Origin of the sequence: Streptomyces sp. NPDC088261, assembly GCF_044740805.1 — a bacterium.
Classification (GTDB): Bacteria; Actinomycetota; Actinomycetes; order Streptomycetales; family Streptomycetaceae; genus Streptomyces.
Genome location: NZ_JBIURL010000005.1, coordinates 13,433 through 36,852 on the forward strand (window position 1 = coordinate 13,433; position 23,420 = coordinate 36,852).

Sequence of the window (23,420 nt, forward strand, 5' to 3'; positions counted from 1 at the left end):
TGAAAAAACAACATGGGGATGATCGGTTTCGACAGCGGATGTCGAAGCAGGTGAAGCGAGCCGAGGAAGCGGCAATGATCTCGTAAACCATATGTCGCAAACAATAATCGCCACTTCTAAGCGCGATTCCTCCGCCTTCGCTCTCGCTGCCTAATTAGCAGCTAGCGAAGACTCCGCGGAGTGTCAGCCCGGGGCTGTTCCCGACCCGGATCCTGGCATCAACTAGGGAACTAAACTTCTGGGTCCGGTCACGGGACCTGGAAGGAAATCAAACAGTGACTGAGCCCGTCGGAGACTTGTCCGTGTGATCTCCGGGGCCGAGAAAAACGTAACGGACTGCGCTCGGAGAAGCCCTGGTTCTGCACCGTTGGACGCGGGTTCGATTCCCGCCATCTCCACAACACCCCATGTGAGGCCGAGGCCCCGCTGCCCCCGAGGCAGCGGGGCCTCAGTCGTGTCCGGACGACGCCGCGACCAGCAGCGCGACGAGCGCGGCGGCGGGCGGGACGGCGTACCCGAGCGCCGGGCCCAGGTGCTCCGCCGTCCAGCCGCCCACCGCCGAGCCGGCCGCGATGCCGCCGAGGAGGGCGGTGACGGCCAGGGTCATGCCCTCGTTCAGCCGCCCGGCCGGGGAGAGGTCCTGGACCAGTCCCATCGCCGTCACCATCGTCGGGGCCGTCGCCGCACCCGCCAGCAGGAGGCTCCCGGCCAGCAACGGCAGTGAACCCGACACCGCCGCGAGCAGCGGGACGGTCAGCAGCGCGCTCATCGCGGCGAGGCAGAACACCAGCCGGCGGGCGGCCCGGCGCGGGGGCGGGAGCAGGCCCAGCAGGAGGCCGGCGACGCACGACCCGCCGGCCTGGAGCGCCAGCACGGCGCCGCCCGCCCAGGCGGGACGGCCGCCGTCGTCCGTGTGGGCGAGGGTCACGACCTCGGTCGCGCCGAAGACCGCGCCGGTGGCGAGGAGGACGGCGAGCAGCGCGGTCAGCGCGGGGGAGCGGAGCGGGGCGCGGGCCGCTCCCGTACCCCCGGAGGCCGGCGGTTCGGTGGACCGCTGCCCCGCGAAGACCAGGATGCCGGTCAACAGGAGGACCGCGCCGGTCAGCGTGCCCGCCTCCGGGAAGACCGCCGAGCAGAGGACGGCGGCCAGGACCGGTCCCAGCATGAAACACAGCTCGTCGGCGGCCTGTTCGAACGAGCGGGCGGTGTGCCGGGCCGCCCGGTCCTCCGGGGTGTCGGCCCGGAACAGACGGACCCAGCGCGCGCGGGACATCCCACCGGTGTTAGGGGTGGTGGCGGTCGCGGCGTACGCGGCGAAGAGCGTCCAGTCCGGCGCGCGGTGACGGACGCAGAGCACCAGGGCGAGTGAGCCGAGGACGGCCAGCGCGGCGGCGGGGACGGCGATACGGGCCTGTCCGTGCCGGTCGATCAGACGGGCCACCCCGGGGGCGACCAGGGCGGTGACGGCGAGACCGGTGGCGGTGACGGCCCCGGCGAGCGCGTACGAACCGCGCTGCCCGGCGATCATGATCACCGCGCTCACGGTGAACATCCCCGCCGGGAGCCGGGCGAGCAGCGATCCGGCGGTGAAGGCGCGGGCGCCCGGGGGCGCGAAGAGGCGGGCGTACGGATTCACGCGCGGCCGGGCCGGGCGCCGGTACGCCGGTACGTGCTCAGGGGTTTCGGGCGGACGGCCGGTGAGGGAAGGCATGGCCCCACCCTCACGGCCGGTGCGGCGCGCGGTCCAACACCTGATCGGTGGCCATTCACGCACCTGTGTTGTTGAATGCGGCGGATGTCCCGAGACCTCGAACCCCGGCTCCTCCGCGCCTTTGTCGCCGCCGCCGAGGAACTGCACTTCACCCGCGCCGCCGCGCGGTTGTACGTCGCGCAGCAGGCCCTCAGCCGGGACATCCGGCGGCTGGAGCGGGAGTTGGGCGCCGAACTCTTCACCAGGACCAGCCGGCGGGTGGCGCTCACCGGGGACGGCGAGCGGCTTCTGCCGTACGCCCGGCGGGTGTTGGCGGCGCAGGACGACCTGCTCGCCGCCTGTGCCGAGGCGGCGCGGCCGTTGCTCGTGGACCTCAACTCCGAGGGGCTGACCTCCGGGCGGGTGCTGGCGCGCGCCCGTGAACTCGCGCCGGACTGTGAGCTGATGGCGCGGTTCGAGAGCGGTCTGACCGGTGCCGCCGAGGAGATGCGCGCCGGACGGCTCGACGTGTCCTTCGGGTACGCCGACGGGCTCGCTCCCGCGCTGCGCACCGGGTTGCGGTCTCAGCTGGTGCGGTACGAGCCGATGGCCGTCCTGCTGCCGTACGACCATCCCCTGGCCGACCGCGCGGAGGTGCCGCTCGCCGCGCTCGCCGGGGAGCGCGTGTACGCCGGGGCCGGCAACCCGCGGACGTTGGAGTGGACCGAACTGGCCCGGCAGCTCTTCGCGGGGCGGTCCATCGCGGTCGCGGAAGCGGCGCCGATGGCCGTCGGGCGGGAGGAGTTCCGGCGGATCATGGCCAAACACCGCACCCCCGTCCTCACCGTGGTGGACGCGCCGGAGATGCCCGGTGCGGTGCTGCGGCCGCTCGTGGCGCCCGTACCCCTGTCACCCGTGTTTCTGGTGTGGCGGGAGGGGCTGAAACACGCCGGTGTGAACGCTGTGCGGGCCGCCGCGGCCGAACTCGGCAGCGCGGGAAGGTGGCTTGAAGTGTTACCCACGAGTTGGGTTCCGCGCCCGTCACAGCATTGATGCATGGTGTCCGTCAAGCCGAGGTACGGGCGACACCTCCTTGCGCTACATTCATCGTCCGGGTGCGGTGGGGTAGGGGGCATTCCGGTTCAGGTGGGGGCCTGGACCGACGGCCTGCCCGACCAGTCGATCGCGCACCCAAGACAGTCAGTGGGGGATGTGCGCAGTAGTGGAAAAATGGCGAGATGACGCCCGAACCGGGCAATCGCGTGAGCCGATTGATGTCACTATCGAACGGGATGGCCCTGGTCGGCAGCTCTCGGAGCTGTCCGTCGGTGCTCACCCCGCGCAGGAGTCGGGTCCCGCGCGGGAGGGTCAGGGAGACGGTTCCGACGGCCCGGTGTTCGTCGACGCCAGCGGCCGGCGGGGCAGGAAGTTCCGGCGGGCCGGCTGGGTCGTGGCGATCGCCTGCGCCTGTTACGCGGTGATGCTGGGCGCCGCCGTCATAGGCGGCAGCTCCAGCGCGCCGTGGCTGCAAATACCCGGCCTCGCGGACAAAAAGAAACCCGACACGGTCGAAAACAAGCCAGTCCCGAAAGCGACGGAATCCGGCCCCCGAGCGCCGGGCGATCCCGCCGTCCTGCCCACGGCGACGGACTCCAACGGCGTGGTCGTTCCCCGCCCTTCGGGCAGCGTCCCGCCCAGCGCCACGGGCACGCCCGTCCCCGGTGTGTCGAAGCCCGGAGCCACGGTGAAGCCGCCGGCCGGCGGCGCGGGAACGGCCGGGGGAGCGGCAGCGGGAGCGGCGGGAGGCGCGGGCGGTACGGATCCGGGCACCGGCGCCCCGTCCGTGCCCGGCGGCCCCCCGGTCGACGACCCCGGGACCGCCGCCGGAGGGAGCGGTGGCGAGTCGCCCCCGGCCTCCCCGGACTCCAGCCCGCCGCCCGTCGACCCGACCACCTCACCGGCCGATCCGCCGCCGGACCAGGCGGGCGCCCAGCAACTGGCCGCGGAAGGGGCACGCTAGATGTCTTCCTCCCGCAGACGCGCACCCGACGGCGCCGCCGCCCACGGCCGCGGAACCTCCGGCAGACGGGCCCGCCACGACGGCGCCGCCCGCCACGAGGGCGCCCCACGCCACGACGGCGGCGCCCCTCAGGGCCGTACCTCCCGCAAGAACCGAACCGCCCGCGCCGCCCGCGCCGATCGAGCCGCCCGCCGCAGACTGCCCATGCGCTACCTGCTGCCCTCGCTCGTCCTCGTCGCCATGCTCGCGATGCTCATGCTCCGCGGCTACGTCCACAGCGAGATACTCGCCGACCACCGCGTCCGCCCCCCGGCCGCCACCGACCAGGTGCCCGACCGGATCCTCGACGGCGGCCCCGTCATCGACGCGCGCTCCGCCGCCGCCCCCGCGAAGTCGCTGAGCATCCCGGACGGCCGGCTGGTCCTGACGTTCGACGACGGACCCGACCCCCGGTGGACCCCCAAGGTCCTGGACGAGCTGAAGAAGTTCCACGCCCACGCCGTCTTCTTCGTGACGGGCACGATGGCCTCGCGCTACCCGGCCCTGGTGAAGCGGATGGTGGACGAGGGCCACGAGGTCGGCCTGCACACCTTCAGCCACCCCGACCTCTCGTACCAGACCAGGACCAGGACCAACTGGGAGCTGACCCAGAACCAGTTGGCGCTCGCGGGCGCCGCCGGTGTCAGGACCTCGCTCTTCCGGCCCCCGTACTCCTCGTTCGCCGACGCCATGGACAACAAGTCCTGGCCGGTCACGCGGTACATCGGCAGCCTCGGCTACATCACCGTCCTCGACAGCGTCGACAGCGAGGACTGGAAACGGCCCGGCGCCGACCGGATCGTGCAGTGGGCCACCCCGAAGGGCCGCCAGGGCTCGGTCGTGCTGATGCACGACTCCGGCGGCGACCGCTCGCAGACCGTCGAGGCCCTCGGCCGCTATCTGCCCGCGATGCAGGAGCGCGGCTTCCGCTTCGTCAATCTCACCGAGGCGCTCGGCGCGCCCAGCGCCCTCACCCCGGTCACCGGCGCCGACCTGTGGAAGGGCAAGGCCTGGGTCGCCGCGGTCGCCCTCTCGGACAGCGTCACCGACGTCCTGGTCGTCGGCCTGGCCGTGATCGGCGTCCTCGTCCTCCTCCGCTTCGGCCTGATGCTGGCGCTGTCCTTCGCCCACGCGCGCAAGGTCCGCCGCCCCGGCTTCCGCTGGGGCGACCCGGTCACCGAACCGGTGAGCGTGCTCGTCCCGGCGTACAACGAACGCGAGTGCATCGCCAACACCGTCCGCTCCCTGATGGAGAGCGGCCACCCCATCGAGGTCGTCGTGATCGACGACGGCTCCACCGACGGGACGGCCGACATCGTCGAGGCGATGTGGCTGCCCAACGTCCAGGTCGTACGGCAGGAGAACGCCGGCAAACCGGCCGCGCTCAACAACGGCATCGCGCACGCCCGCCACGACATCATCGTGATGATGGACGGCGACACCGTCTTCGAGCCGTCCACCGTGGGCGAGCTGGTGCAGCCGTTCGGCGATCCGCGCGTCGGGGCCGTGGCGGGCAACGCCAAGGTCGGCAACCGCGACACCCTCATCGGGGCCTGGCAGCACATCGAGTACGTGATGGGCTTCAACCTGGACCGGCGGATGTACGACGTGCTCCGCTGCATGCCCACCATCCCGGGCGCGGTCGGCGCGTTCCGCCGCCAGGCCCTGGGGCGGGTCGGCGGGATGAGCGACGACACCCTCGCCGAGGACACCGACATCACCATGGCCCTGCACCGCGACGGCTGGCGTGTCGTGTACGCCGAGCGGGCCCGTGCCTGGACCGAAGCGCCCGAGTCCGTCCAGCAGTTGTGGTCCCAGCGCTACCGCTGGAGCTACGGCACGATGCAGGCGATCTGGAAGCACCGCGGGGCCCTGGTCGAACGCGGCCCCTCCGGCCGCTTCGGCCGGGTCGGCCTGCCGCTGGTCTCCCTCTTCATGGTGCTGGCGCCGCTGCTCGCGCCGCTGATCGACGTGTTCCTGCTGTACGGCCTGGTCTTCGGCCCGACCCAGAAGACGATCGTGGCGTGGCTCGGCGTCCTGCTCGTGCAGGCGGTCTGCGCCGCGTACGCCTTCCGGCTCGACCGGGAGCGGATGACCCACCTCATCTCCCTGCCGCTCCAGCAGATCCTCTACCGGCAGCTCATGTACGTCGTGCTGCTCCAGTCCTGGATCACCGCGCTCACCGGAGGGCGGCTGCGCTGGCAGAAGCTGCGCCGTACGGGCGTGGTGGAGGCCCCGGGCTCGGTGCCGGCCCCGCGCGGGCCCAGCGGTGAGCGGAGGCCGGTGGCATGAGCGTTCCTTCGGCGGGCGGTGGCACGAGCGTTCCTTCGGCGGCCGGTGGCGTGAGCGTTCCTTCGGCGGACACCGGAGCCGTACCCCGGGCGCGGCACAGGGCGGCGCCACCGGCCGGTGCGGGAAGGGCCGGTGCCGCGCGGACCGGTGACGCGAAGGCCGTCACCGGCCGGGACCGCTACCTCGATCTGCTGCGCGCGGTCGCGCTGGTCCGCGTGGTGGTCTTCCACATCTTCGGGTGGGCCTGGCTGACGATCGTCTTTCCCTCGATGGGGGTGATGTTCGCGCTGGCCGGGTCGCTGATGGCCCGCTCGCTCGCCCGGCGTACCCCGTGGAGCGTGATCTGCGGGCGGCTGCGCCGGCTGCTGCCGCCGATGTGGGCGTTCGCCGCGGTGGTTGTACCGGTGATCTTCCTGCTGGGCTGGGACCCGGCGCGGGAGGAGGGGATGTGGGGCCTGGCGAAGCTGGGCAACTACCTCCTGCCGCTGGGCGCCCCGCCCTACCCGTACGTGAGCGGGTCGGCGAGCGGCTGGCTGGAGGAGACCTGGGCGGAGCAGGCGGTGGGACCGCTCTGGTACATCCGCGCGTACGTGTGGTTCGTCCTCGCGTCCCCCCTGCTGCTGTGGGCGTTCCGCAAGGTGCCGTGGGCGGCGCTGGCGTTCCCGCTCCTCCTCACCGCCGCGCTCGAGACGGGCCTGCTGACGATCCCCGGCGAGACCGGCCTCGCGGTGACCGACTTCGCGGTGTACGGCGCCTGCTGGGTGCTCGGATTCGCCCACCAGGACGGGCTGTTCCGGAGGATCCCGCGCTATCTGACCGTCTCGGTGGCCGGGCTGCTGATGGCCTTCGGCCTGTGGTGGGCCTCGGGCCATCCGGGACCCGAGGGGTGGAACCTCGACGAGATGCCGCTCACCGAGGCGACCTGGTCGCTCGGGTTCGTGGCGATCCTGCTCCAGTACGCCCCGTCCTGGCGCGAACTCCCCGGCAGGCTGGCCCGGTTCGACCCGCTGGTCACCCTGGCCAACAACCGTGCCGTGACGATCTACCTCTGGCACAACCTGCTGATCATGGCGACGGTCCCGATGATCGACCAGCTCTGGAACATCCCGGGCATCGACGCGTTCTCGGCCGAACTGGACGCCTCGTACGGGCTGCTGACCCTGATCCTGGTCTGGCCGCTGATCGCCCTCATGATCCTGGCGGTGGGCTGGGTGGAGGACGCGGCGGCGCGACGCCGGCCACGGCTCTGGCCGGCCTGATTCCGGTACGGGACCCGGTGGCGCGCGTCCACGTCACCGGGGACGCGCGCCCACGTTCGGCGGTCCCGTGTCCCCCGTCTGTGTCCTCTGTCGCCCCGGCTACGGCCCGCCTCTGCCCGGACGCCCCGAAACGTACCGATCCTGGTGGGAGCACGGAAACGGACGGCATCGGCACGAGGACGGAAGGCACATGCGAAAGTCGGAACAAGGCCGCGACCACCGGGGAGCGCGCGGGCGCGCGCTGCCCGGCTGCGACGTCTGCGCCGCCCTGCTCAAGCAGCGGGCGGACGCGCGGCGGGTGGGCGACTACGGCGCGGCGCTGGCGTACGGCCGGGAGCTGGAGAACCACCCGCACCCGGCCGCCGCCTCCCGCTGACCGCCCGCCGCTACATGTGGACGGCCTGGACTCCCTCCGGCGCCGGTTGCGGGCGGCCGCCCCGGTACATCACCAGGGCGAGCACCGCGCCGACGGCGAAGATGCCGGCCGACCACCAGTAGGCGGTCGAGTAGCTCTCCAGCTGCGCCTGGGCGAGCGTGCCCGGGGTCGGCTTCCGGTCCGACAGGTAGGTCGTCGCCGCGCTCGCCGCCAGCGTGCTCAGCAGCGCGGTGCCGATCGAACCCCCCACCTGCTGCATGGTGTTGACGGTGGCCGAGGCCACCCCCGCGTCCTCCACGGAGACCCCGGAGGTGGACACGCTCATCGCGGTCGGCATCACCAGGCCGAGCCCGAAGCCGATGACCAGCAGCGGCGGGAGCACATGGGCCGAGTAGGTGCTGGTCAGGTCGAGCGCGGTGAGCCACGCCATGCCGGCGGCGGCCATCGCCATGCCCAGCGGGACGATCGGCCGGGGGCCGTATTTGGGCAGCAGGCTGTTGGTGACCAGCGTCGCGGCGACCATCAGGATGCCGATCATCGGCAGGAAGGCCAGGCCGGTCTTGACCGGCGTGTAGTGCAGCGAGGACTGGAGGTAGTACGTCAGGAAGAGGAAGACGCCGAACATGCCCGCACCGGAGATGGCGAGCATCGTGAAGGACGCCCCACGGTCGCGGTCGAGCAGGACGCGCAGCGGCAGCAGCGGGTGCTCCGACCGGGTCTGCCACCAGCTGAACGCCGCCAGCAGCACCCCGCCGGCCAGCAGGAAGCCCCACGTCTGCGGAGAGCTCCAGTCGTGCGTCTCGGCGTTGGAGAAGCCGTAGACCAGCCCGAAGAGGCCGGTGGTGACCAGGACCGTGCCCGGCAGGTCGAGCTTCGGCCGGTCGGCCGGGGCGCCCTTGCGCAGGAAGACCAGGCCGCCGGCGAAGGCGAACACGGCGAAGAAGAGGTTCACGTAGAGCGTCCAGCGCCAGCTCAGGTGCTCGGTGAGCAGACCGCCGAGCAGCAGGCCGACGCCGCCGCCCGCGCCGCCGATGGCGCCGTAGATGCCGAAGGCCTTGGCGCGCTCCTTGGCCCCGGTGAAGGTGGTGTTGAGCAGGGCCAGCGCGGCCGGTGCGAGCATCGCGCCGAAGACGCCCTGGAGCGCGCGGCCGGTGACCAGCACCTCGAAGTTCTGCGCGGCCCCGGCGAGGGCCGAGGCGCCGGCGAAGCCGACGACGCCGATGAGGAAGACGATCCGGCGGCCGATGAGGTCGGCCAGCCGTCCGCCGAGGAGCAGCAGGCTGCCGAAGGCGAGCGCGTACGACGTGACGATCCACTGACGGTTGTTGTCGTTGAAGCCGAGCGCCTGCTGGGCCGAGGGCAGCGCGATGTTCACGACGGTCGCGTCGAGGACGACCATCAGCTGCGCCAGCGCGATGACGGTCAGCACCCACCACCGGTGGCCGGCGCGCTCCGGCCTGTCCGTCTCCCGCGCCGTATCGGGCGGGACCTGCTTCTGCGGGGGTATGTCACCGACGGACGTGTCGGCGGGGGACTTGGCTGCCATGGGCCGGACTCCTGAAGTGGGACGACAGAGGAGAACGAAACTGTTTCGTACTCGACCGACCATAGGACCGCCCCGGCCGAAACGCAAAAGATTCACTGCCGGTGGCTACCTCCTCACGCCCCGGATGTGCGACGCTCCCGTTCGCGGATGTGCAACGCTCCAGGTCGCGGGCGTGGGGCGGGTCCGGGGTACGTTGGCAGTGTACGAAACAGTTTCGTTCGTTGGTGGAGGTGATCGGCCGTGGCAGGCACCAGGCTCAAGCCGGAGCGCGAGGCCGAGATGTACGGGGCGGTGCTCGACCTGTTGCGTGAGGTCGGGTACGACGCGCTGACGATGGACGCCGTCGCCGCCCGTACGCGCTCCAGCAAGGCCACGCTCTACCGCCAGTGGGGGAGCAAGCCCGAGCTGGTGGTCCGCGCCCTGCGGCACAACAAGCCCGCCGCGTTCCAGGAGATCGACACCGGATCGCTGCGCGGCGACTTCCACGCGATGGCCGAGCTCAGCGACGACTGCAAGATGGAGGAGGACGCCGCCCTGATGCGGAGCCTGCTCCACGTCGTGCACGCGAACCCCGATCTCCACAAGGCGCTGCGCGAGCTGCTGGTCGAGCCGGAGATGACGGGGCTCGGCATACTGCTGCGGCGCGCCGTGGACCGCGGCGAGCTGCCGGCGGACCATCCCGCGTTCCCCTTCGTCACCCACATGCTGGTGGGCGCGTTCGTCGCGCGGCAGCTCATCGAGGACAAGCCGGTCGACCGCGCGTTCCTCTCGGACTACCTCGACGCGGTGGTCCTCCCCGCCCTGGGCGTCTGACCCGCCGCCGCCCCGCGGGCGGTATACCTTCGCCCGCGCGCGCCGGGGCCCGTACGGATGCCGTACGAGCCCAGCCCCGCCGAGGTACCGGTCCGCCGCGCCCGTACGTAACACCGCCGACATCCCCGCGCACCGGGCCCGTCACGCACCCTTGGCAGGCTCGGCCGCCTCAACGGTGACGGGTGACGGACGAGCGGGGCCGGAGAGGCATGGACGGACAACAGCACGGCCCCCTCTCGGGGTTCACGATCGGCGTCACGGCGGTCCGGCGGGCCGCCGAACTCGGCGAGCTGCTCCGGCGCCGCGGCGGCGCCGTCCTGCACGCGCCCGCCCTGCTGATCGTCCCGCCCGCCGACGACACCGAACTCCAGGCCGCCACCGAGGACTTGATCGCGCACGCACCGGACGTCGTCGTGGCGACCACGGCCGCCGGTCTCCGCGGCTGGGTGGAGGCCGCCGCCGGGTGGGGACGCGGGGAGGAGCTGCTCGACCGGCTGCGCGGCGCGGAATTGCTCGCCCGCGGGCCCAAGGTCCGGGGCGCGGTCCGGGCCGCCGGGCTGGCCGAGACGTGGTCACCGCCGTCCGAGTCCCTGGCCGACGTGCTGGAACGGCTGCTCGGGGAGGGCGTCGGGGGGCGCAGGATCGCCGTACAGCTGCACGGCGAACCGCTGCCCGGATTCGCCGAGGCGCTGCGGGCCGCGGGCGCCGACGTCGTGCCCGTACCGGTCCACCGGTGGACGCCCCCGGCGGACCCCGGCCCCCTCGACCGCCTGATCGACGCCGCCGTCGCCCGTACCGTGGACGCCGTCACCTTCACCAGCGCGCCCGCCGCCGCCGCGACGCTCGCCCGCGCCGCCCACCGCGGCCGGCTGGCCGACCTGGTCGACGCCCTCCGCCACGACGTGCCGGCGGCCTGCGTGGGACCGGTCACCGCGCTGCCGCTCCAGGCGCGGGGCATCGGCACGGTCCAGCCCGACCGCTTCCGCATGGGCCCGCTCGTCGACGTGCTCTGCGCCGAACTGCCCGCCCGCGCCCGTACGTTGCCGGTCGCGGGACGGCGCGTCGAGATACGCGGCCACGCCGTCCTCGTCGACGGCGACCTGCGGCCCGTACCCCCGGCGGGCATGGCCCTGCTGCACGCGCTGACCCGGCGGCCGGGGTGGGTGGTGTCGCGCGGGGAGCTGCTGCGGGCGCTGCCCGGCGCGGGGCGCGACGAACACGCGGTGGAGACGGCGATGGCCCGGCTCAGGACCGCGCTGGGCGCCCCGAAGCTGATCCACACCGTGGTCAAGCGCGGATACCGGCTGGCGCTGGACCCGTCGGCCGACACCACGTACGGCACCCGCTGACATCACGGCGTGCCGGTAGCAGGGGTTCCGGACGCGCTTCGGGGCAGGCACTCTGAGAAGACGGCGCGGCGACGGCGCTCACCGGTGAACCCCGAGGCGGTGACAGGCACATGGCGGCGGGCATGGGCTCGTACGAGTGGCGGTTCGACTCAGGACGGGTCTGTCTGGACCTGGTCGCGACCGGGGAACCCGCCCCCAGAGGGGCCGAGCGGGCCGAGCGCCTCGACCGCGCGGACCGCCTGGAGCGGTGGCTGGTCGGCTCGGGACTGGTGCCGGAGGGCACCGCGCTCGTCGCCGTCGACACCGGCTGGGTCGGGCGGTTCGCGGAGCTGCGCGAGGGCATCGACCGGCTGGTGCGCGCCGAGATCGAGGGGTACGACGCCGGGGGCGCGCTGGAGCGCGTCAACGCGCTCGCCGCCGGTGCGCCGCCGGGGATCAGGGCCGTACGGGACGAGGACGGCGCTCTGGTACGGGTCCTGGCGGGCGAGCCCGGGTGCGAGGCGCTTCTCGCGGCGATCGCGCGGGACGCCGTGGACCTGCTCACCGACCCGGCCGCCCGGTCCCGGCTGCGGCAGTGCGACGGCGACAGCTGCCGGCGGATGTACCTCGACACCTCGCGCGGCCGGCGGCGGCGCTGGTGCTCCAGCGAGGTCTGCGGCAACCGCGAGCGGGTCGCCCGCCACCGCCGCAGGGCGGCCGCGCCGCTCTGACCGGACGACCGGCAGAAAGACGGGGAGAAGATTTTTAAACTTTCTCACTCCTCGTTGAGTGAACCCTCCCACCGTGACCGTAGTGATGCATGAGAAGCAGCCATGAAGGTCTCGACCGGGAGGTTCCAGGTGCGCAAGGATGCGGCCGTGGCCGATGACCGTCCTCACCGGGCCCGACACCGGAGCGAGGCACCCCGTACCGACTCTTCCTCAGCACCTGACGAAGAGCTGATGCGCGCCCTCTACCGGGAACACGCCGGACCGTTGCTCGCCTACGTACTGCGTCTGGTCGCGGGCGATCGGCAGCGGGCCGAGGACGTCGTGCAGGAGACGCTCATCCGTGCCTGGAAGAACGCCGGTCAGCTCAACAGGGCGACCGGCTCTGTCCGACCCTGGCTGGTGACGGTCGCCCGGCGTATCGTCATCGACGGTCACCGCAGCCGGCAGGCCCGGCCACAAGAGGTCGATCCGTCGCCGCTGGAGGTCATGCCCGCGGAGGACGAGATCGACAAGGCGTTGTGGCTGATGACGCTCTCAGATGCGCTCGATGATTTGACCCCTGCCCACAGGGAAGTGCTCGTAGAGACGTACTTCAAGGGCCGTACGGTCAACGAGGCCGCAGAGACGCTCGGCATACCCAGCGGGACCGTGCGTTCACGTGTGTTCTACGCACTGCGTTCCATGAAGCTCGCGCTGGAGGAGAGGGGGGTCTCGGCATGACCACGCACGATCAGTACGGACCGGGCGACGACAGTGCTGTGCACGAAACCGTCGGCGCGTACGTCCTAGGTGTTCTGGACGACGCCGAGGCCACCGCCTTCGAGGAGCACCTGGCCGGCTGCCAGATCTGCGCCGTCCACCTGGAGGAGTTCTCCGGGATGGAGCCGATGCTGGCCATGCTCGCGGATGGACCGGGGGCGTTCGGCGCGCCCGGTGCCGCAGGCGGCGGGTCGGTCGTGCGGGGCGCCTTCGGGCAGGCCCCGCCGGGGGCGGCGCCCTTCGGGCAGCTGCCCTTCGGACAGGCCGGCGCGTCGGGGCGGATCGACCCCTTCGCGCAGCTGCCGGCCCCGCCTTCGCTCCGGGCGACCCCCAGCGTGTCCGTACAGCCGAGCCCGCAGCTCCTCGACCGGCTGGTCGACGAGGTCGCGGCCAAGCGCGCCAAGCGCAAGCGCCGGGGCATGTACCTGGTCGCGGCCGCCGCCGCGCTGATCGTCGGAGGACCCCTCGCGGCCGTGGTCGCGACCTCCGACGACGGCAAGACGGGCAATGTGGCGGTGGGGGAGCCGAGTCCGTCGGCCAACGCGGCCAAGGACGCCTTCGACGGGATGACCGACAAGGTCACGGCGACCGACCCGACCACCAAGGTCACCGCCACCGTCGCCATGGGGGAGAAGGGCTGGGGCACCGACACGGTGCTGGAGCTCAAGAACCTCAAGGGCCCGGAGAAGTGCAGCCTGATCGCCGTCTCCAAGACCGGCGAGGAGGAGACCACCAGCTCCTGGACGGTCCCCGCGTGGGGGTACGGCATCCCGGACGGGCCGAACAAGTGGTCCAGGGCACCCCTCTACGTGCACGGCGGTACGGCCATGCAGGCCAAGGACATCGATCACTTCGAGGTCCGGACGTTCGACGGCACGTCACTGGTGAAGGTCGACGCCTGACACAGCCGCCCCCTTCGCGTACGGTTGACGGCTGCCCGTTGCACGTCACGAAGGGGGCCTCGGTGGCCGCGCAGGATGCCGCTGTTGAATCCGCTGGACCCGCTGTAGATCCCGGACGCGACACGGGGAACGACTCCGTACGCGACCGGGAGATCGGCGTCGAACAGCACCATCTTGATCAGGTGTACCGCCGCCTCGAGGAGAAGATCCACGAGGCGGAGTTCCTAATGAACGACGCCGCCAAACGGGGGCAGGTCGGTACGCCGGGCGCCCTCGCCGAGCGCGACGCACAGGTTTTCCGGGCCGGGATCCACCTCAACCGGCTCAACAACGAGTTCGAGGACTTCCTGTTCGGGCGGATCGACCTGCTGCCCGGCAAGGACGGCAAGAAGGGCCCGGACGGCGCGTACACCTCGGTCGACCCGGCCGACGACGCCATCAGGACCGACCTCACCGCCGACATCGCCGAGACGCTGCACATCGGCCGGATCGGGGTCCTCGACTCCGACTACTCGCCGCTGGTCATCGACTGGCGGGCGCCGGCCGCCGCGCCGTTCTACCGCGCCACCCCGGTCGATCCCGGCCGGGTCGTGCGCCGGCGCGTGATCCGCTCCAAGGGCCGCCGGGTACTGGGGGTCGAGGACGACCTGATGCGCCCCGAGGTGACCGCCTCGCTGGACGGCCGCGCCCTGGCCGTCATCGGGGACGGCGCGCTGATGGCGGCGCTGGGCCAGGCCCGCAGCCACACCATGCGCGACATCGTCTCCTCCATCCAGGCGGAGCAGGATCTGGTGATCCGCGCCCCCGCCGCCTCCGTCACCGAGGTGTCGGGCGGGCCCGGCACGGGAAAGACGGCGGTCGCGCTGCACCGGGCCGCGTACCTGCTCTACCAGGACCGGCGGCGGTACGCGGGCGGCATCCTGATCGTCTCGCCGACGCCGCTGCTCGTCGCGTACACGGAAGGCGTGCTGCCGTCCCTCGGCGAGGAGGGCCAGGTCGCGATCCGCGCGGTCGGGTCCCTGGTGGACGGCGCCGAGGCCACGGCGTACGACGAACCGGCCGTCGCCCGCGTCAAGGGGTCGGCCAGAATGCTGAAGGTGCTGCGTACAGCGGTCAGGGGGGCCCTGGAGCCCTCCGCGCATCCCGGTGGGCCCGGCGGGTCCGGCGGGTCGGCGGGCGGGCGGGCAGGGGCGCAGGAGGGCCGGGGCGGCCGTGACCGGCGGCGGGGCGGTGGTCCCCGTACCGGACAGCTCGGCACCGGACAGCTCGCCTTCGGTGAGGACTCCGGCACGGATTCCGGCGATTCCGGCGATTCCGGCGGCTTCGACCGGGAGGACGGCACCCCCACCCCGGCCGTACGGACCGACCTGCTGCGGGTCGTCGCCTTCGGGCGGCGCCTGGAGCTGGACGCCGGCGAGCTGAACCGCGTACGGCAGGCCGCGCTCAGCGGCACCGCCCCCGTGAACCTGCTGCGCCCGCGCGCCAGGAAGCTCCTCCTGGACGCCCTGTGGTCCAAGTCCGGCGCCGCGTCCCGGGCCGGGGAGTACGCGTCGAGGGGGGACGCGGAACTCGCCGCCGAGCTGCGCGGCGGCTTCGACGAGGACGTCGCGTCCGAGGACACCTTCATCGCGTTCCTGGACGCCTGGTGGCCCGAGCTGACCCCGCGCGGGGTGCTCGCCGCCATGGCGGACGAGCGGCGCCTCGGCCGCTGGAGCCGGCGGGTCCTCAACCAGGGCGAGAACCGCCGGCTGGCCCGCTCGCTCCGGCGGCTGGGCGCCGACGGCAAGGGACCGCTGTCCGTGCACGACGTGGCGCTCCTCGACGAACTGGACACCCTCCTGGGCTCGCCGCCGCGTCCCAGGAAGCAGCGCCGTGAGCTGGACCCGCTGGACCAGCTCACCGGTCTGGAGGAGCTGATGCCGCAGCGCGAGGAGACCCAGCGCGAGCGGGCCGAGCGGCTGGCCGCGGAGCGTACGGAGTACGCGCACGTCATCGTCGACGAGGCGCAGGACCTGACGCCGATGCAGTGGCGCATGGTCGGCCGCCGGGGCCGGCACGCCACCTGGACGGTCGTGGGCGACGCGGCGCAGTCGTCCTGGACGGACCCCGACGAGGCGGCGGAGGCCAGGGACGAGGCGCTGGGCAACCGCCCGCGCCGCCGCTTCACCCTGACCGTCAACTACCGCAACCCCGCCGAGATCGCCGAGCTGGCCGCGAAGGTCCTGGCGCTCGCCATGCCCGGGATGGAGTCGCCGTCCGCGGTGCGCTCCACCGGCGTACGCCCGCGCTTCACCGTCGTACGGGACGGCGATCTCGCCGCGACCGTACGGGCGGAGGCGCGGGACCTGCTGGAGCGGGTGGACGGCACGGTCGGCGTGGTCGTGGCCATGAACCGCCGTGAGCAGGCGGCCCGCTGGCTGGCCGAACTGGGGCCGCGGGTGGTGGCCCTGGGCAGCCTGGAGGCCAAGGGCCTGGAGTACGACGCGACGGTCGTCGTCTCCCCGGCGGAGATCGCCGACGAGTCCCCGGCCGGGCTGCGGGTGTTGTACGTGGCGCTCACCCGGGCGACGCAGCAGCTCACGGTCGTGTCGGGGGTCCGCGACGAGCCCGACGCGGAGGGGGTGCCGGACCTGCTCCGGGATTGATTCCCGGTCAACTCGTCAGGAAGGAATCACTTTCGGGAGTGGTTTGTTAGCCTGGTCATGGCACCGACCCGATCCAAGCCCCCGGGCCCAACCTTCGTCGCCTAGAGCGACCTCTTGCCGCGAGGCGAGCATGGCGGGTCGGTGCCGCCTTTACTTCCGGTTTCTCTCGTCGTCCTCCGGTTTCCCTCGTCGTTCGACGAGCCCCGGCGCATTGAGTTCATTGAGTTCTCCGCCGAGTCCGGCGACGGGGTTTCCGTTCAGCGGGCCTTCACCGATGGTTGGTGGGGGCCTGCTTCTGTTGGCGGGACCGCTTGTTACGCTCACCCGCCTGATGGAAGGCACCTTCCACGGACGCGGGGGACGCGGGACCTTTACCGGCTACGCGCCGGTAGGTGCGACCATCGGTACGCGCGCCGGGCCCAGCGCTCCGACGCGCGACGGTGCCTTTCGAACAAAAGCCAGTGAAAGCAGAGGAACACGGTCATGGCAACGGCGCCAAGCGTCTCGTACTCGATGACGGTCAGGCTGGAGGTCCCCGCGAGCGGGACGGCTGTGTCCCAGCTGACCACGGCCGTGGAATCCTCCGGTGGCTCGGTGACCGGCCTGGACGTGACCGCGTCCGGCCACGAGAAGCTGCGGATCGACGTCACGATCGCGGCGACGTCCACCGGGCACGCGGAACAGATCGTCGAGCAGCTGCGCGGCATCGAGGGCGTGACCCTCGGCAAGGTCTCCGACCGTACGTTCCTGATGCACCTCGGCGGCAAGATCGAGATGCAGTCCAAGCATCCCATCCGCAACCGTGACGACCTCTCGATGATCTACACCCCGGGGGTCGCCCGGGTCTGCATGGCGATCGCCAGGAACCCCGAGGACGCCCGCCGCCTCACCATCAAGCGCAACTCCGTCGCGGTCGTCACGGACGGCTCCGCGGTGCTGGGCCTGGGCAACATCGGCCCGATGGCCGCGCTCCCCGTGATGGAGGGCAAGGCGGCCCTGTTCAAGCGCTTCGCCGGCATCGACGCCTGGCCGCTCTGCCTGGACACCCAGGACACCGACGCCATCGTCGAGATCGTCAAGGCGATCGCCCCCGGCTTCGCGGGCATCAACCTGGAGGACATCTCCGCGCCCCGCTGCTTCGAGATCGAGGCGCGGCTGCGCGAGGCGCTGGACATCCCGGTCTTCCACGACGACCAGCACGGCACGGCGATCGTGGTGCAGGCCGCGCTGACCAACGCGCTGCGCGTGGTCGGCAAGGGCATCGGTGACGTACGGGTCGTCATGTCCGGCGCGGGCGCCGCCGGTACGGCCATCCTCAAGCTGCTCATCGCGGCCGGCGTCAAGCACGCCGTCGTCGCCGACATCCACGGCGTCGTGCACGCGGGCCGCGAGGACCTGGTCGAGGCCGCCGCCGAGTCGCCGCTGCGCTGGATCGCCGACAACACCAACCCGGAGGGCGTCACCGGCACCCTCAAGGAGGCCGTCGTCGGCGCGGACGTGTTCATCGGCGTCTCCGCCCCGAACGTGCTGGACGGCGACGACGTCAAGGCGATGGCCGACAAGGCGATCGTCTTCGCGCTCGCGAATCCGGACCCGGAGGTCGACCCGGCGGTGGCCCGCGAGTCGGCGGCCGTGGTGGCCACGGGACGCTCCGACTTCCCCAACCAGATCAACAACGTGCTGGTCTTCCCCGGCGTCTTCCGCGGCCTGCTGGACGCGCAGTCGAGAACGGTCAACACGGAGATGATGCTGGCCGCGGCGACCGCCCTGGCGGACGTCGTCACCGAGGACGAGCTGAACCCGAACTACATCGTGCCCTCGGTCTTCAACGACAAGGTCGCGTCGTCCGTCGCCGGTGCCGTACGGGACGCGGCGAAGGCCGCCGGGGTGACGGTGTCACCCTCCGTGTCGGCGACGTCCGTCTGAGCGTCCGCCCGGGGAACGTCACGGACGGTCCGCCCTGTGCCCGGCGCGTCGCGATTCGCCGGGCGTCACGGCCCCCTCTAGGGTGGCGGACCATGGGCCCCGCCGCTCCAGTGAGGTTTTCAGGGCCTCCGGGGGGTCCAAAGGGCGGCCAAGGCTCCAAGGAGTCTCCACAGAGTCGACGGAACGTCACGACGACGAGGCAGTGGCGCTTTTCGTGTGACTCCGGAGGGTGCCGGATTGGCTTTCCCGCCGCTGGTGGGGGCAGGATGCGTATTCGGGCGCGAGGGTCTGTCAGCAGACCCGGGTCCGGGGACTGTCCGAGGGCCCTGGCAGCATCGGCTTCGATCTCACGCCTCACAGGCAAGAAGAACACGGGAGTAACAACATGAACCGCAGTGAGCTGGTGGCCGCCCTGGCCGACCGCGCCGAGGTGACCCGCAAGGACGCCGACGCCGTGCTGGCCGCTCTCGCCGAGACCGTCGGCGAGATCGTCGCCAAGGGCGACGAGAAGGTCACCATCCCCGGCTTCCTGACCTTCGAGCGCACCCACCGTGCCGCTCGGACCGCTCGTAACCCGCAGACCGGCGACCCGATCCAGATCCCGGCCGGCTACAGCGTGAAGGTCTCCGCGGGCTCCAAGCTCAAGGAAGCCGCCAAGGGCAAGTAACACCCACAGGCGAACAAGCACGGCACAGGGGCGGCCATCCAACCGGATGGCCGCCCCTGTGTTGTCCCCCGGAGGCCGTCCCGACGCCCTGTGTTGTCCCCCAGAAGGCCACAGACCGGGCGTGTACGGCCCAGAACGTCCCGGTGCACCCGATGGGCCCCGCCCGGGGGAGCGAGGCCATCAGCGCCGTACAGAGGGATTCCGGTGGCATGTGCCCCCGGCGTGCGGAGCACGGCTCGGACGAGAGACGTGCGTCGGACGGGAAACGTGCGTGAGACGAGAGACGTGCGTCAGACGAGCGAGCCGCCCGGCAGCTCGACCTTCGCGCCCAGCTCGGTGAGCTTGTCCATGAAGTTCTCGTAACCCCGGTTGATCAGGTCGATGCCGTGCACCCGCGAGGTGCCCTGCGCCGCCAGCGCCGCGATCAGGTACGAGAAGCCGCCGCGCAGGTCGGGGATGACCAGATCGGCGCCCTGGAGCTTCGTGGGGCCCGACACGACGGCCGAGTGCAGGAAGTTCCGCTGGCCGAAGCGGCAGTCCGAGCCGCCCAGGCACTCCCGGTAGAGCTGGATGTGCGCGCCCATCTGGTTGAGCGCCGAGGTGAAGCCGAGCCGCGACTCGTACACCGTCTCGTGCACGATGGACAGCCCCGACGCCTGCGTCAGCGCCACGACCAGCGGCTGCTGCCAGTCGGTCTGGAAGCCGGGGTGGACGTCCGTCTCCAGGGCGATCGCGTTGAGGGAGCCGCCCGGGTGCCAGAACCGGATGCCCTCGTCGTCGATCTCGAAGGCGCCACCGACCTTGCGGTAGGTGTTGAGGAAGGTCATCATCGACCGCTGCTGCGCGCCGCGGACGTAGATGTTCCCCTCGGTGGCCAGCGCGGCGGACGCCCAGGAGGCGGCCTCCAGCCGGTCGGGGATGGCGCGGTGCGTGTAGCCGTCGAGCCGGTCGACCCCGGTGATCCGGATCGTCCGGTCGGTGTCCATGGAGATGATCGCGCCCATCTTCTGGAGCACGCAGATCAGGTCCTCGATCTCCGGCTCCACCGCGGCGTTCGACAGCTCCGTGACGCCCTCGGCCAGGACGGCCGTCAGCAGCACCTGTTCCGTCGAGCCGACCGAGGGGTACGGCAGCCTGATCTTCGTGCCGCGCAGCCGCTGCGGGGCCTCCAGGTACTGGCCGTCCGCGCGCTTCTCGATCGTCGCGCCGAACTGGCGCAGCACGTCGAAGTGGAAGTCGATGGGCCGGCCGCCGATGTCGCAGCCGCCCAGACCGGGGATGAAGGCGTGCCCGAGCCGGTGCAGCAGCGGGCCGCAGAACAGGATCGGGATGCGCGACGAGCCCGCGTGCGCGTCGATGTCGGCGACGTTGGCGCTCTCGACGTACGTCGGGTCGAGGATCAGCTCGCCCGGTTCGTCACCGGGGCGGACGGTGACGCCGTGCAGCTGGAGCAGTCCGCGTACGACCCGTACGTCACGGATGTCCGGTACGTTGCGCAACCGGCTGGGGCCGCTGCCGAGCAGTGCGGCGACCATGGCCTTCGGCACCAGGTTCTTCGCACCGCGAACGCGGATCTCACCCTCCAGCGGGGTTCCGCCGTGGACAAGCATTACATCGTCTTTGACGGTCATGAATCTCGCGTTCCGGAGTGGGCGGGCAGGTGGCCAAGCAAAAGGGTAAGGGGCCGGGGCCCCTGCCCCGTAAGGGCGAGGACGTCCCGGACCCGTAATGGATCCGGCAGGACACGTTCTGTTCCGCGTTCCTCGCGGAGGGTCACCGTCCCATTTTCCCGCCGCGCGGTGTCCGAGCCGCCCCGGTGCGTCGTGAGCTGCGTCCCCCGCTCACTCTGCCGCGCGGGGCCCGTACGGCGCGAATGTGCGAGATCATGTGTCGCATGACCGAGGTGTCCTCGCTCACAGGGCGGTTGCTGGTCGCGACACCCGCTCTGGCGGACCCGAATTTCGATCGCGCTGTTGTGCTGCTGCTCGACCACGACGAGGAGGGTTCGCTCGGCGTGGTCCTCAACAGGCCCACCCCCGTGGACGTGGGGGACATCCTGGAGTCCTGGGCGGACCACGCGGGGGAGCCCGGGGTCGTGTTCCAGGGCGGCCCCGTCTCGCTCGACTCCGCGCTCGGGCTCGCCGTCATCCCCGGCGACGAGGGGCCGCTCGGCTGGCGCAGGGTGTACGGGGCGATCGGCCTGGTCGACCTGGAGACCCCGCCCGAGCTGCTCGTACGGGCGCTGGGCTCGCTGCGGATCTTCGCCGGGTACGCGGGCTGGGGGCCGGGGCAGCTGGAGGCCGAGCTGACCGAAGGGGCGTGGTACGTGGTCGAGTCGGAGCCGGGCGACGTGTCGTCGCCGCGCCCGGAGGGGCTGTGGCGGGCGGTGCTGCGCAGGCAGCGCGGTGAGCTGGCCATGGTGGCCACCTACCCCGACGATCCCTCACTGAACTGAGGCCGCGCCCCCCGTGGGGGGCGTACGGGAGCGATGCGTGAGCGAATGGTTCCGGAGAGCGGGGACCCGGAGCCTCCGTTCGGCCTCCTTCGTGGGTACCCTTGGCGCTCATGAGCACTCTTGAGCCCGAGCGCGGGGCAGGGACGGGCACCCTCGTGGAGCCGGCACCACAGGTGTCGCACGGCGACGGCGACCACGAGCGCTTCGCCCACTACGTCCAGAAGGACAAGATCATGGCGAGTGCCCTCGACGGCACTCCGGTGGTCGCACTGTGCGGGAAGGTCTGGGTACCGGGGCGCGACCCCAAGAAGTACCCGGTCTGCCCGATGTGCAAGGAGATCTACGAGTCCATGGGTCCCGGTGGGGACAAGGACAAGGGCGGCAAGGACAAGAGCAAGAAGTAGCCTCTGGTCCTGTCCGCCGGTGACGGCCCCCCGGGTGCGCGAGCGTGCGCACCCGGGGGGCCGTTCGCGTTTTGTCCGGCATGCGGGGCGGGCCGTTGCACAGGATGCTTCGGCGGGTCACAGAGTGGTAGAGACCACTTGTCGACGTGTTCCGGACATGCTTATCTCCTGCGAGTTGTGCAGAACGAAACGCACGTTGCACATGGTGCAACGGATGCCTCTGTATGCCTCTGTCGTCCCCACCGACCCGTAGGGAACTCCGGATGAAGCTCTCCCGTATGGCCGCCCCGATCGCGGCACTGGTGCTCGCCGGCCTGACGGCCTCCGCCTGCGCGCCGCAGACGTCCGACAACACCGCGACGAAGGACGAGAAGAGCGGCACGCTCCGCGTGTGGCTCTTCCAGGAGGTCAACAACAAGCCCAAGGAGCAGGTCGTCGACGGCGCCGTCCAGGCGTTCCGCGCGGAGCACAAGGGCACGAAGGTCGAGATCGAGTACATCCCCGTCGAGACCCGCGCCCAGCGGATCAAGGCCGCGTTCAACGACCCGAAGAGCGCACCCGACCTGGTCGAGTACGGCAACACCGACACGGCCGGGTACGTGAAGGACGGCGGACTCGCCGACGTCACCGCGGAGTTCGGCGCCTGGGACGAGGCCAAGGACACCGACCCCACGGCGAAGCAGTCGGTCACGGTGGACGGGAAGATCTACGGGGCGCCGCTGTTCGTCGGCGTGCGCGCCCTGTACTACCGCACCGACGTCTTCGAGGAGTTGGGACTCTCCGCCCCCAAGTCCCAGGCCGAGCTGATATCCACCGCCAAGAAGATCCACAAGAAGAAGCCCGCCCTGTACGGCCTCGCGGTCGGCGGCGCGTACACCTACGGCGCCATGCCGTTCGTCTGGTCGAACGGCGGTGAACTCGCCGAGAAGAGCGGCGGTACGTACAAGGCCGCCGTCAACAGCCCCGCCGCCCGCAAGGGCATCGCCGCGTACACCTCCCTGTTCGGCGACGACAACTGTCCCGCCGCCAAGTGCGCCTCCATGGGCGGCAACGCGACCGTCACCGCCTTCGCGTCCGGCCAGGCGGCGATGGCGATCGGCGGCGACTTCAGCCACCAGGCCGTCGAGGCCGGCACCGTCAAGGGCAAGTACGCGGTCGTCCCGCTGCCGGGCGTCGAAGCCGGCTCCATCGCCCCCGCGTTCGCCGGCGGCAACAACATCGGCGTCCTCAGGAGCAGTGCGCACCGCACCCTCGCCGTCGACCTGATGAAGGCGTTCACCAGCAAGGACACCCAGGCCAAGCTGTTCGACGCGATGGGCTTCCTGCCCACGTACACGGACGTCCTCGCCGCCTCCGCGCAGAAGCAGCCGTTCGTCGCCCCCTTCGTCAAGACCCTCGGCGCGGGCGCCAAGTTCGTCCCCGCCTCCGCGGGCTGGTCCCAGATCGATGCCTCCCTGGTCCTGCCGACGATGTTCCAGGAGATCGTCAGCGGCCGTAAGGACGTCAAGGCCGCGTCCGACGACGCGGCGAAGAAGATGGACGCGGCGTTCGCGGCCGCGGGCTGAACC

Annotated in this window: 19 protein-coding genes and 1 other RNA gene; 17 read left to right on the forward strand and 3 right to left on the reverse strand. The window is 71.7% G+C overall.

Annotated elements, in window-relative coordinates:
* Positions 1-14: 14 nt before the first annotated feature.
* Positions 15-401, forward strand: a transfer-messenger RNA (tmRNA) gene (ssrA, locus tag ACIODU_RS11880).
* Between the two features lie 47 nt (positions 402-448).
* Here ssrA and ACIODU_RS11885 read toward each other — a convergent pair.
* The gene (locus ACIODU_RS11885; RefSeq protein WP_401766796.1) at positions 449-1,711 is read right to left on the reverse strand and encodes an MFS transporter; all 1,263 of its coding nucleotides are present in this window, start codon (positions 1,709-1,711) and stop codon (positions 449-451) included.
* An 84-nt stretch (positions 1,712-1,795) separates the two neighbouring features.
* Between ACIODU_RS11885 and ACIODU_RS11890 the strand changes: the two genes are divergently transcribed.
* The 5 genes from ACIODU_RS11890 (at position 1,796) to ACIODU_RS11910 (ending at position 7,676) form a co-directional block, all read left to right on the forward strand.
* Entirely contained in the window at positions 1,796-2,743 is a 948-nt protein-coding gene (locus ACIODU_RS11890) for a LysR family transcriptional regulator (RefSeq protein ID WP_401766799.1), read from the forward strand.
* A 340-nt stretch (positions 2,744-3,083) separates the two neighbouring features.
* Complete coding sequence (locus ACIODU_RS11895) at positions 3,084-3,710, forward strand: hypothetical protein (protein ID WP_401766802.1); 627 nt, start codon at positions 3,084-3,086, stop codon at positions 3,708-3,710.
* 204 nt (positions 3,711-3,914) lie between these two features.
* Positions 3,915-6,041, forward strand: coding sequence for a bifunctional polysaccharide deacetylase/glycosyltransferase family 2 protein (locus tag ACIODU_RS11900; protein ID WP_401767335.1), 2,127 nt, complete (start codon positions 3,915-3,917; stop codon positions 6,039-6,041).
* A complete protein-coding gene (locus tag ACIODU_RS11905) occupies positions 6,038-7,300 on the forward strand; it encodes an acyltransferase (protein ID WP_401766805.1) in 1,263 nt (420 codons plus the stop codon). The genes ACIODU_RS11900 and ACIODU_RS11905 overlap by 4 nt, the downstream gene beginning before the upstream one ends.
* A 190-nt stretch (positions 7,301-7,490) precedes the next feature.
* A complete protein-coding gene (locus ACIODU_RS11910; RefSeq protein WP_356428799.1) occupies positions 7,491-7,676 on the forward strand; it encodes a hypothetical protein in 186 nt (61 codons plus the stop codon).
* Between the two features lie 10 nt (positions 7,677-7,686).
* Here the strand turns inward: ACIODU_RS11910 and ACIODU_RS11915 are convergent, their stop codons facing one another.
* Positions 7,687-9,222: a DHA2 family efflux MFS transporter permease subunit gene (locus ACIODU_RS11915; RefSeq protein WP_356428796.1), complete on the reverse strand. Its 1,536-nt coding sequence runs from the start codon at positions 9,220-9,222 to the stop codon at positions 7,687-7,689.
* 240 nt (positions 9,223-9,462) lie between these two features.
* Between ACIODU_RS11915 and ACIODU_RS11920 the strand changes: the two genes are divergently transcribed.
* The 8 genes from ACIODU_RS11920 to ACIODU_RS11955 all read left to right on the forward strand — a co-directional run bounded on the left by ACIODU_RS11920 (position 9,463) and on the right by ACIODU_RS11955 (position 18,993).
* Positions 9,463-10,035 carry a TetR/AcrR family transcriptional regulator gene (locus ACIODU_RS11920; protein WP_161307376.1) on the forward strand — a complete coding sequence of 191 codons (573 nt, stop codon included), beginning with the start codon at positions 9,463-9,465 and terminating at the stop codon, positions 10,033-10,035.
* A 209-nt stretch (positions 10,036-10,244) separates the two neighbouring features.
* Positions 10,245-11,384 carry a uroporphyrinogen-III synthase gene (locus tag ACIODU_RS11925; protein ID WP_401766809.1) on the forward strand — a complete coding sequence of 380 codons (1,140 nt, stop codon included), beginning with the start codon at positions 10,245-10,247 and terminating at the stop codon, positions 11,382-11,384.
* A 110-nt stretch (positions 11,385-11,494) separates the two neighbouring features.
* Positions 11,495-12,094 carry an ABATE domain-containing protein gene (locus tag ACIODU_RS11930; protein ID WP_356428790.1) on the forward strand — a complete coding sequence of 200 codons (600 nt, stop codon included), beginning with the start codon at positions 11,495-11,497 and terminating at the stop codon, positions 12,092-12,094.
* A 102-nt stretch (positions 12,095-12,196) separates the two neighbouring features.
* Positions 12,197-12,814 carry a sigma-70 family RNA polymerase sigma factor gene (locus ACIODU_RS11935; protein ID WP_161307379.1) on the forward strand — a complete coding sequence of 206 codons (618 nt, stop codon included), beginning with the start codon at positions 12,197-12,199 and terminating at the stop codon, positions 12,812-12,814.
* Entirely contained in the window at positions 12,811-13,755 is a 945-nt protein-coding gene (locus tag ACIODU_RS11940) for a zf-HC2 domain-containing protein (RefSeq protein ID WP_356428787.1), read from the forward strand. Before ACIODU_RS11935 ends, ACIODU_RS11940 begins: the two co-directional genes overlap by 4 nt.
* Positions 13,756-13,817: 62 nt before the next feature.
* Positions 13,818-16,400 carry a HelD family protein gene (locus ACIODU_RS11945; protein ID WP_401766813.1) on the forward strand — a complete coding sequence of 861 codons (2,583 nt, stop codon included), beginning with the start codon at positions 13,818-13,820 and terminating at the stop codon, positions 16,398-16,400.
* Positions 16,401-16,883: 483 nt separating this feature from the next.
* Positions 16,884-18,326: an NAD-dependent malic enzyme gene (locus ACIODU_RS11950; protein ID WP_356428784.1), complete on the forward strand. Its 1,443-nt coding sequence runs from the start codon at positions 16,884-16,886 to the stop codon at positions 18,324-18,326.
* Positions 18,327-18,711: 385 nt separating this feature from the next.
* Positions 18,712-18,993 carry an HU family DNA-binding protein gene (locus ACIODU_RS11955; protein ID WP_003954777.1) on the forward strand — a complete coding sequence of 94 codons (282 nt, stop codon included), beginning with the start codon at positions 18,712-18,714 and terminating at the stop codon, positions 18,991-18,993.
* A gap of 290 nt (positions 18,994-19,283) precedes the next feature.
* On the opposite strand, the gene murA is transcribed toward ACIODU_RS11955, so the two are convergent.
* A complete protein-coding gene (gene murA, locus ACIODU_RS11960) occupies positions 19,284-20,624 on the reverse strand; it encodes a UDP-N-acetylglucosamine 1-carboxyvinyltransferase (protein WP_161307383.1) in 1,341 nt (446 codons plus the stop codon).
* A gap of 263 nt (positions 20,625-20,887) precedes the next feature.
* Here murA and ACIODU_RS11965 point away from each other — a divergent pair, with 263 nt between their 5' ends.
* From ACIODU_RS11965 to ACIODU_RS11975, 3 genes are all read left to right on the forward strand, one after another.
* The gene (locus tag ACIODU_RS11965) at positions 20,888-21,448 is read left to right on the forward strand and encodes a YqgE/AlgH family protein (protein WP_401766817.1); all 561 of its coding nucleotides are present in this window, start codon (positions 20,888-20,890) and stop codon (positions 21,446-21,448) included.
* Positions 21,449-21,558: 110 nt separating this feature from the next.
* Entirely contained in the window at positions 21,559-21,852 is a 294-nt protein-coding gene (locus tag ACIODU_RS11970; protein ID WP_401766820.1) for a DUF3039 domain-containing protein, read from the forward strand.
* A 263-nt stretch (positions 21,853-22,115) separates the two neighbouring features.
* Positions 22,116-23,417, forward strand: coding sequence for an extracellular solute-binding protein (locus tag ACIODU_RS11975; RefSeq protein ID WP_401766823.1), 1,302 nt, complete (start codon positions 22,116-22,118; stop codon positions 23,415-23,417).
* Positions 23,418-23,420: the final 3 nt, after the last annotated feature.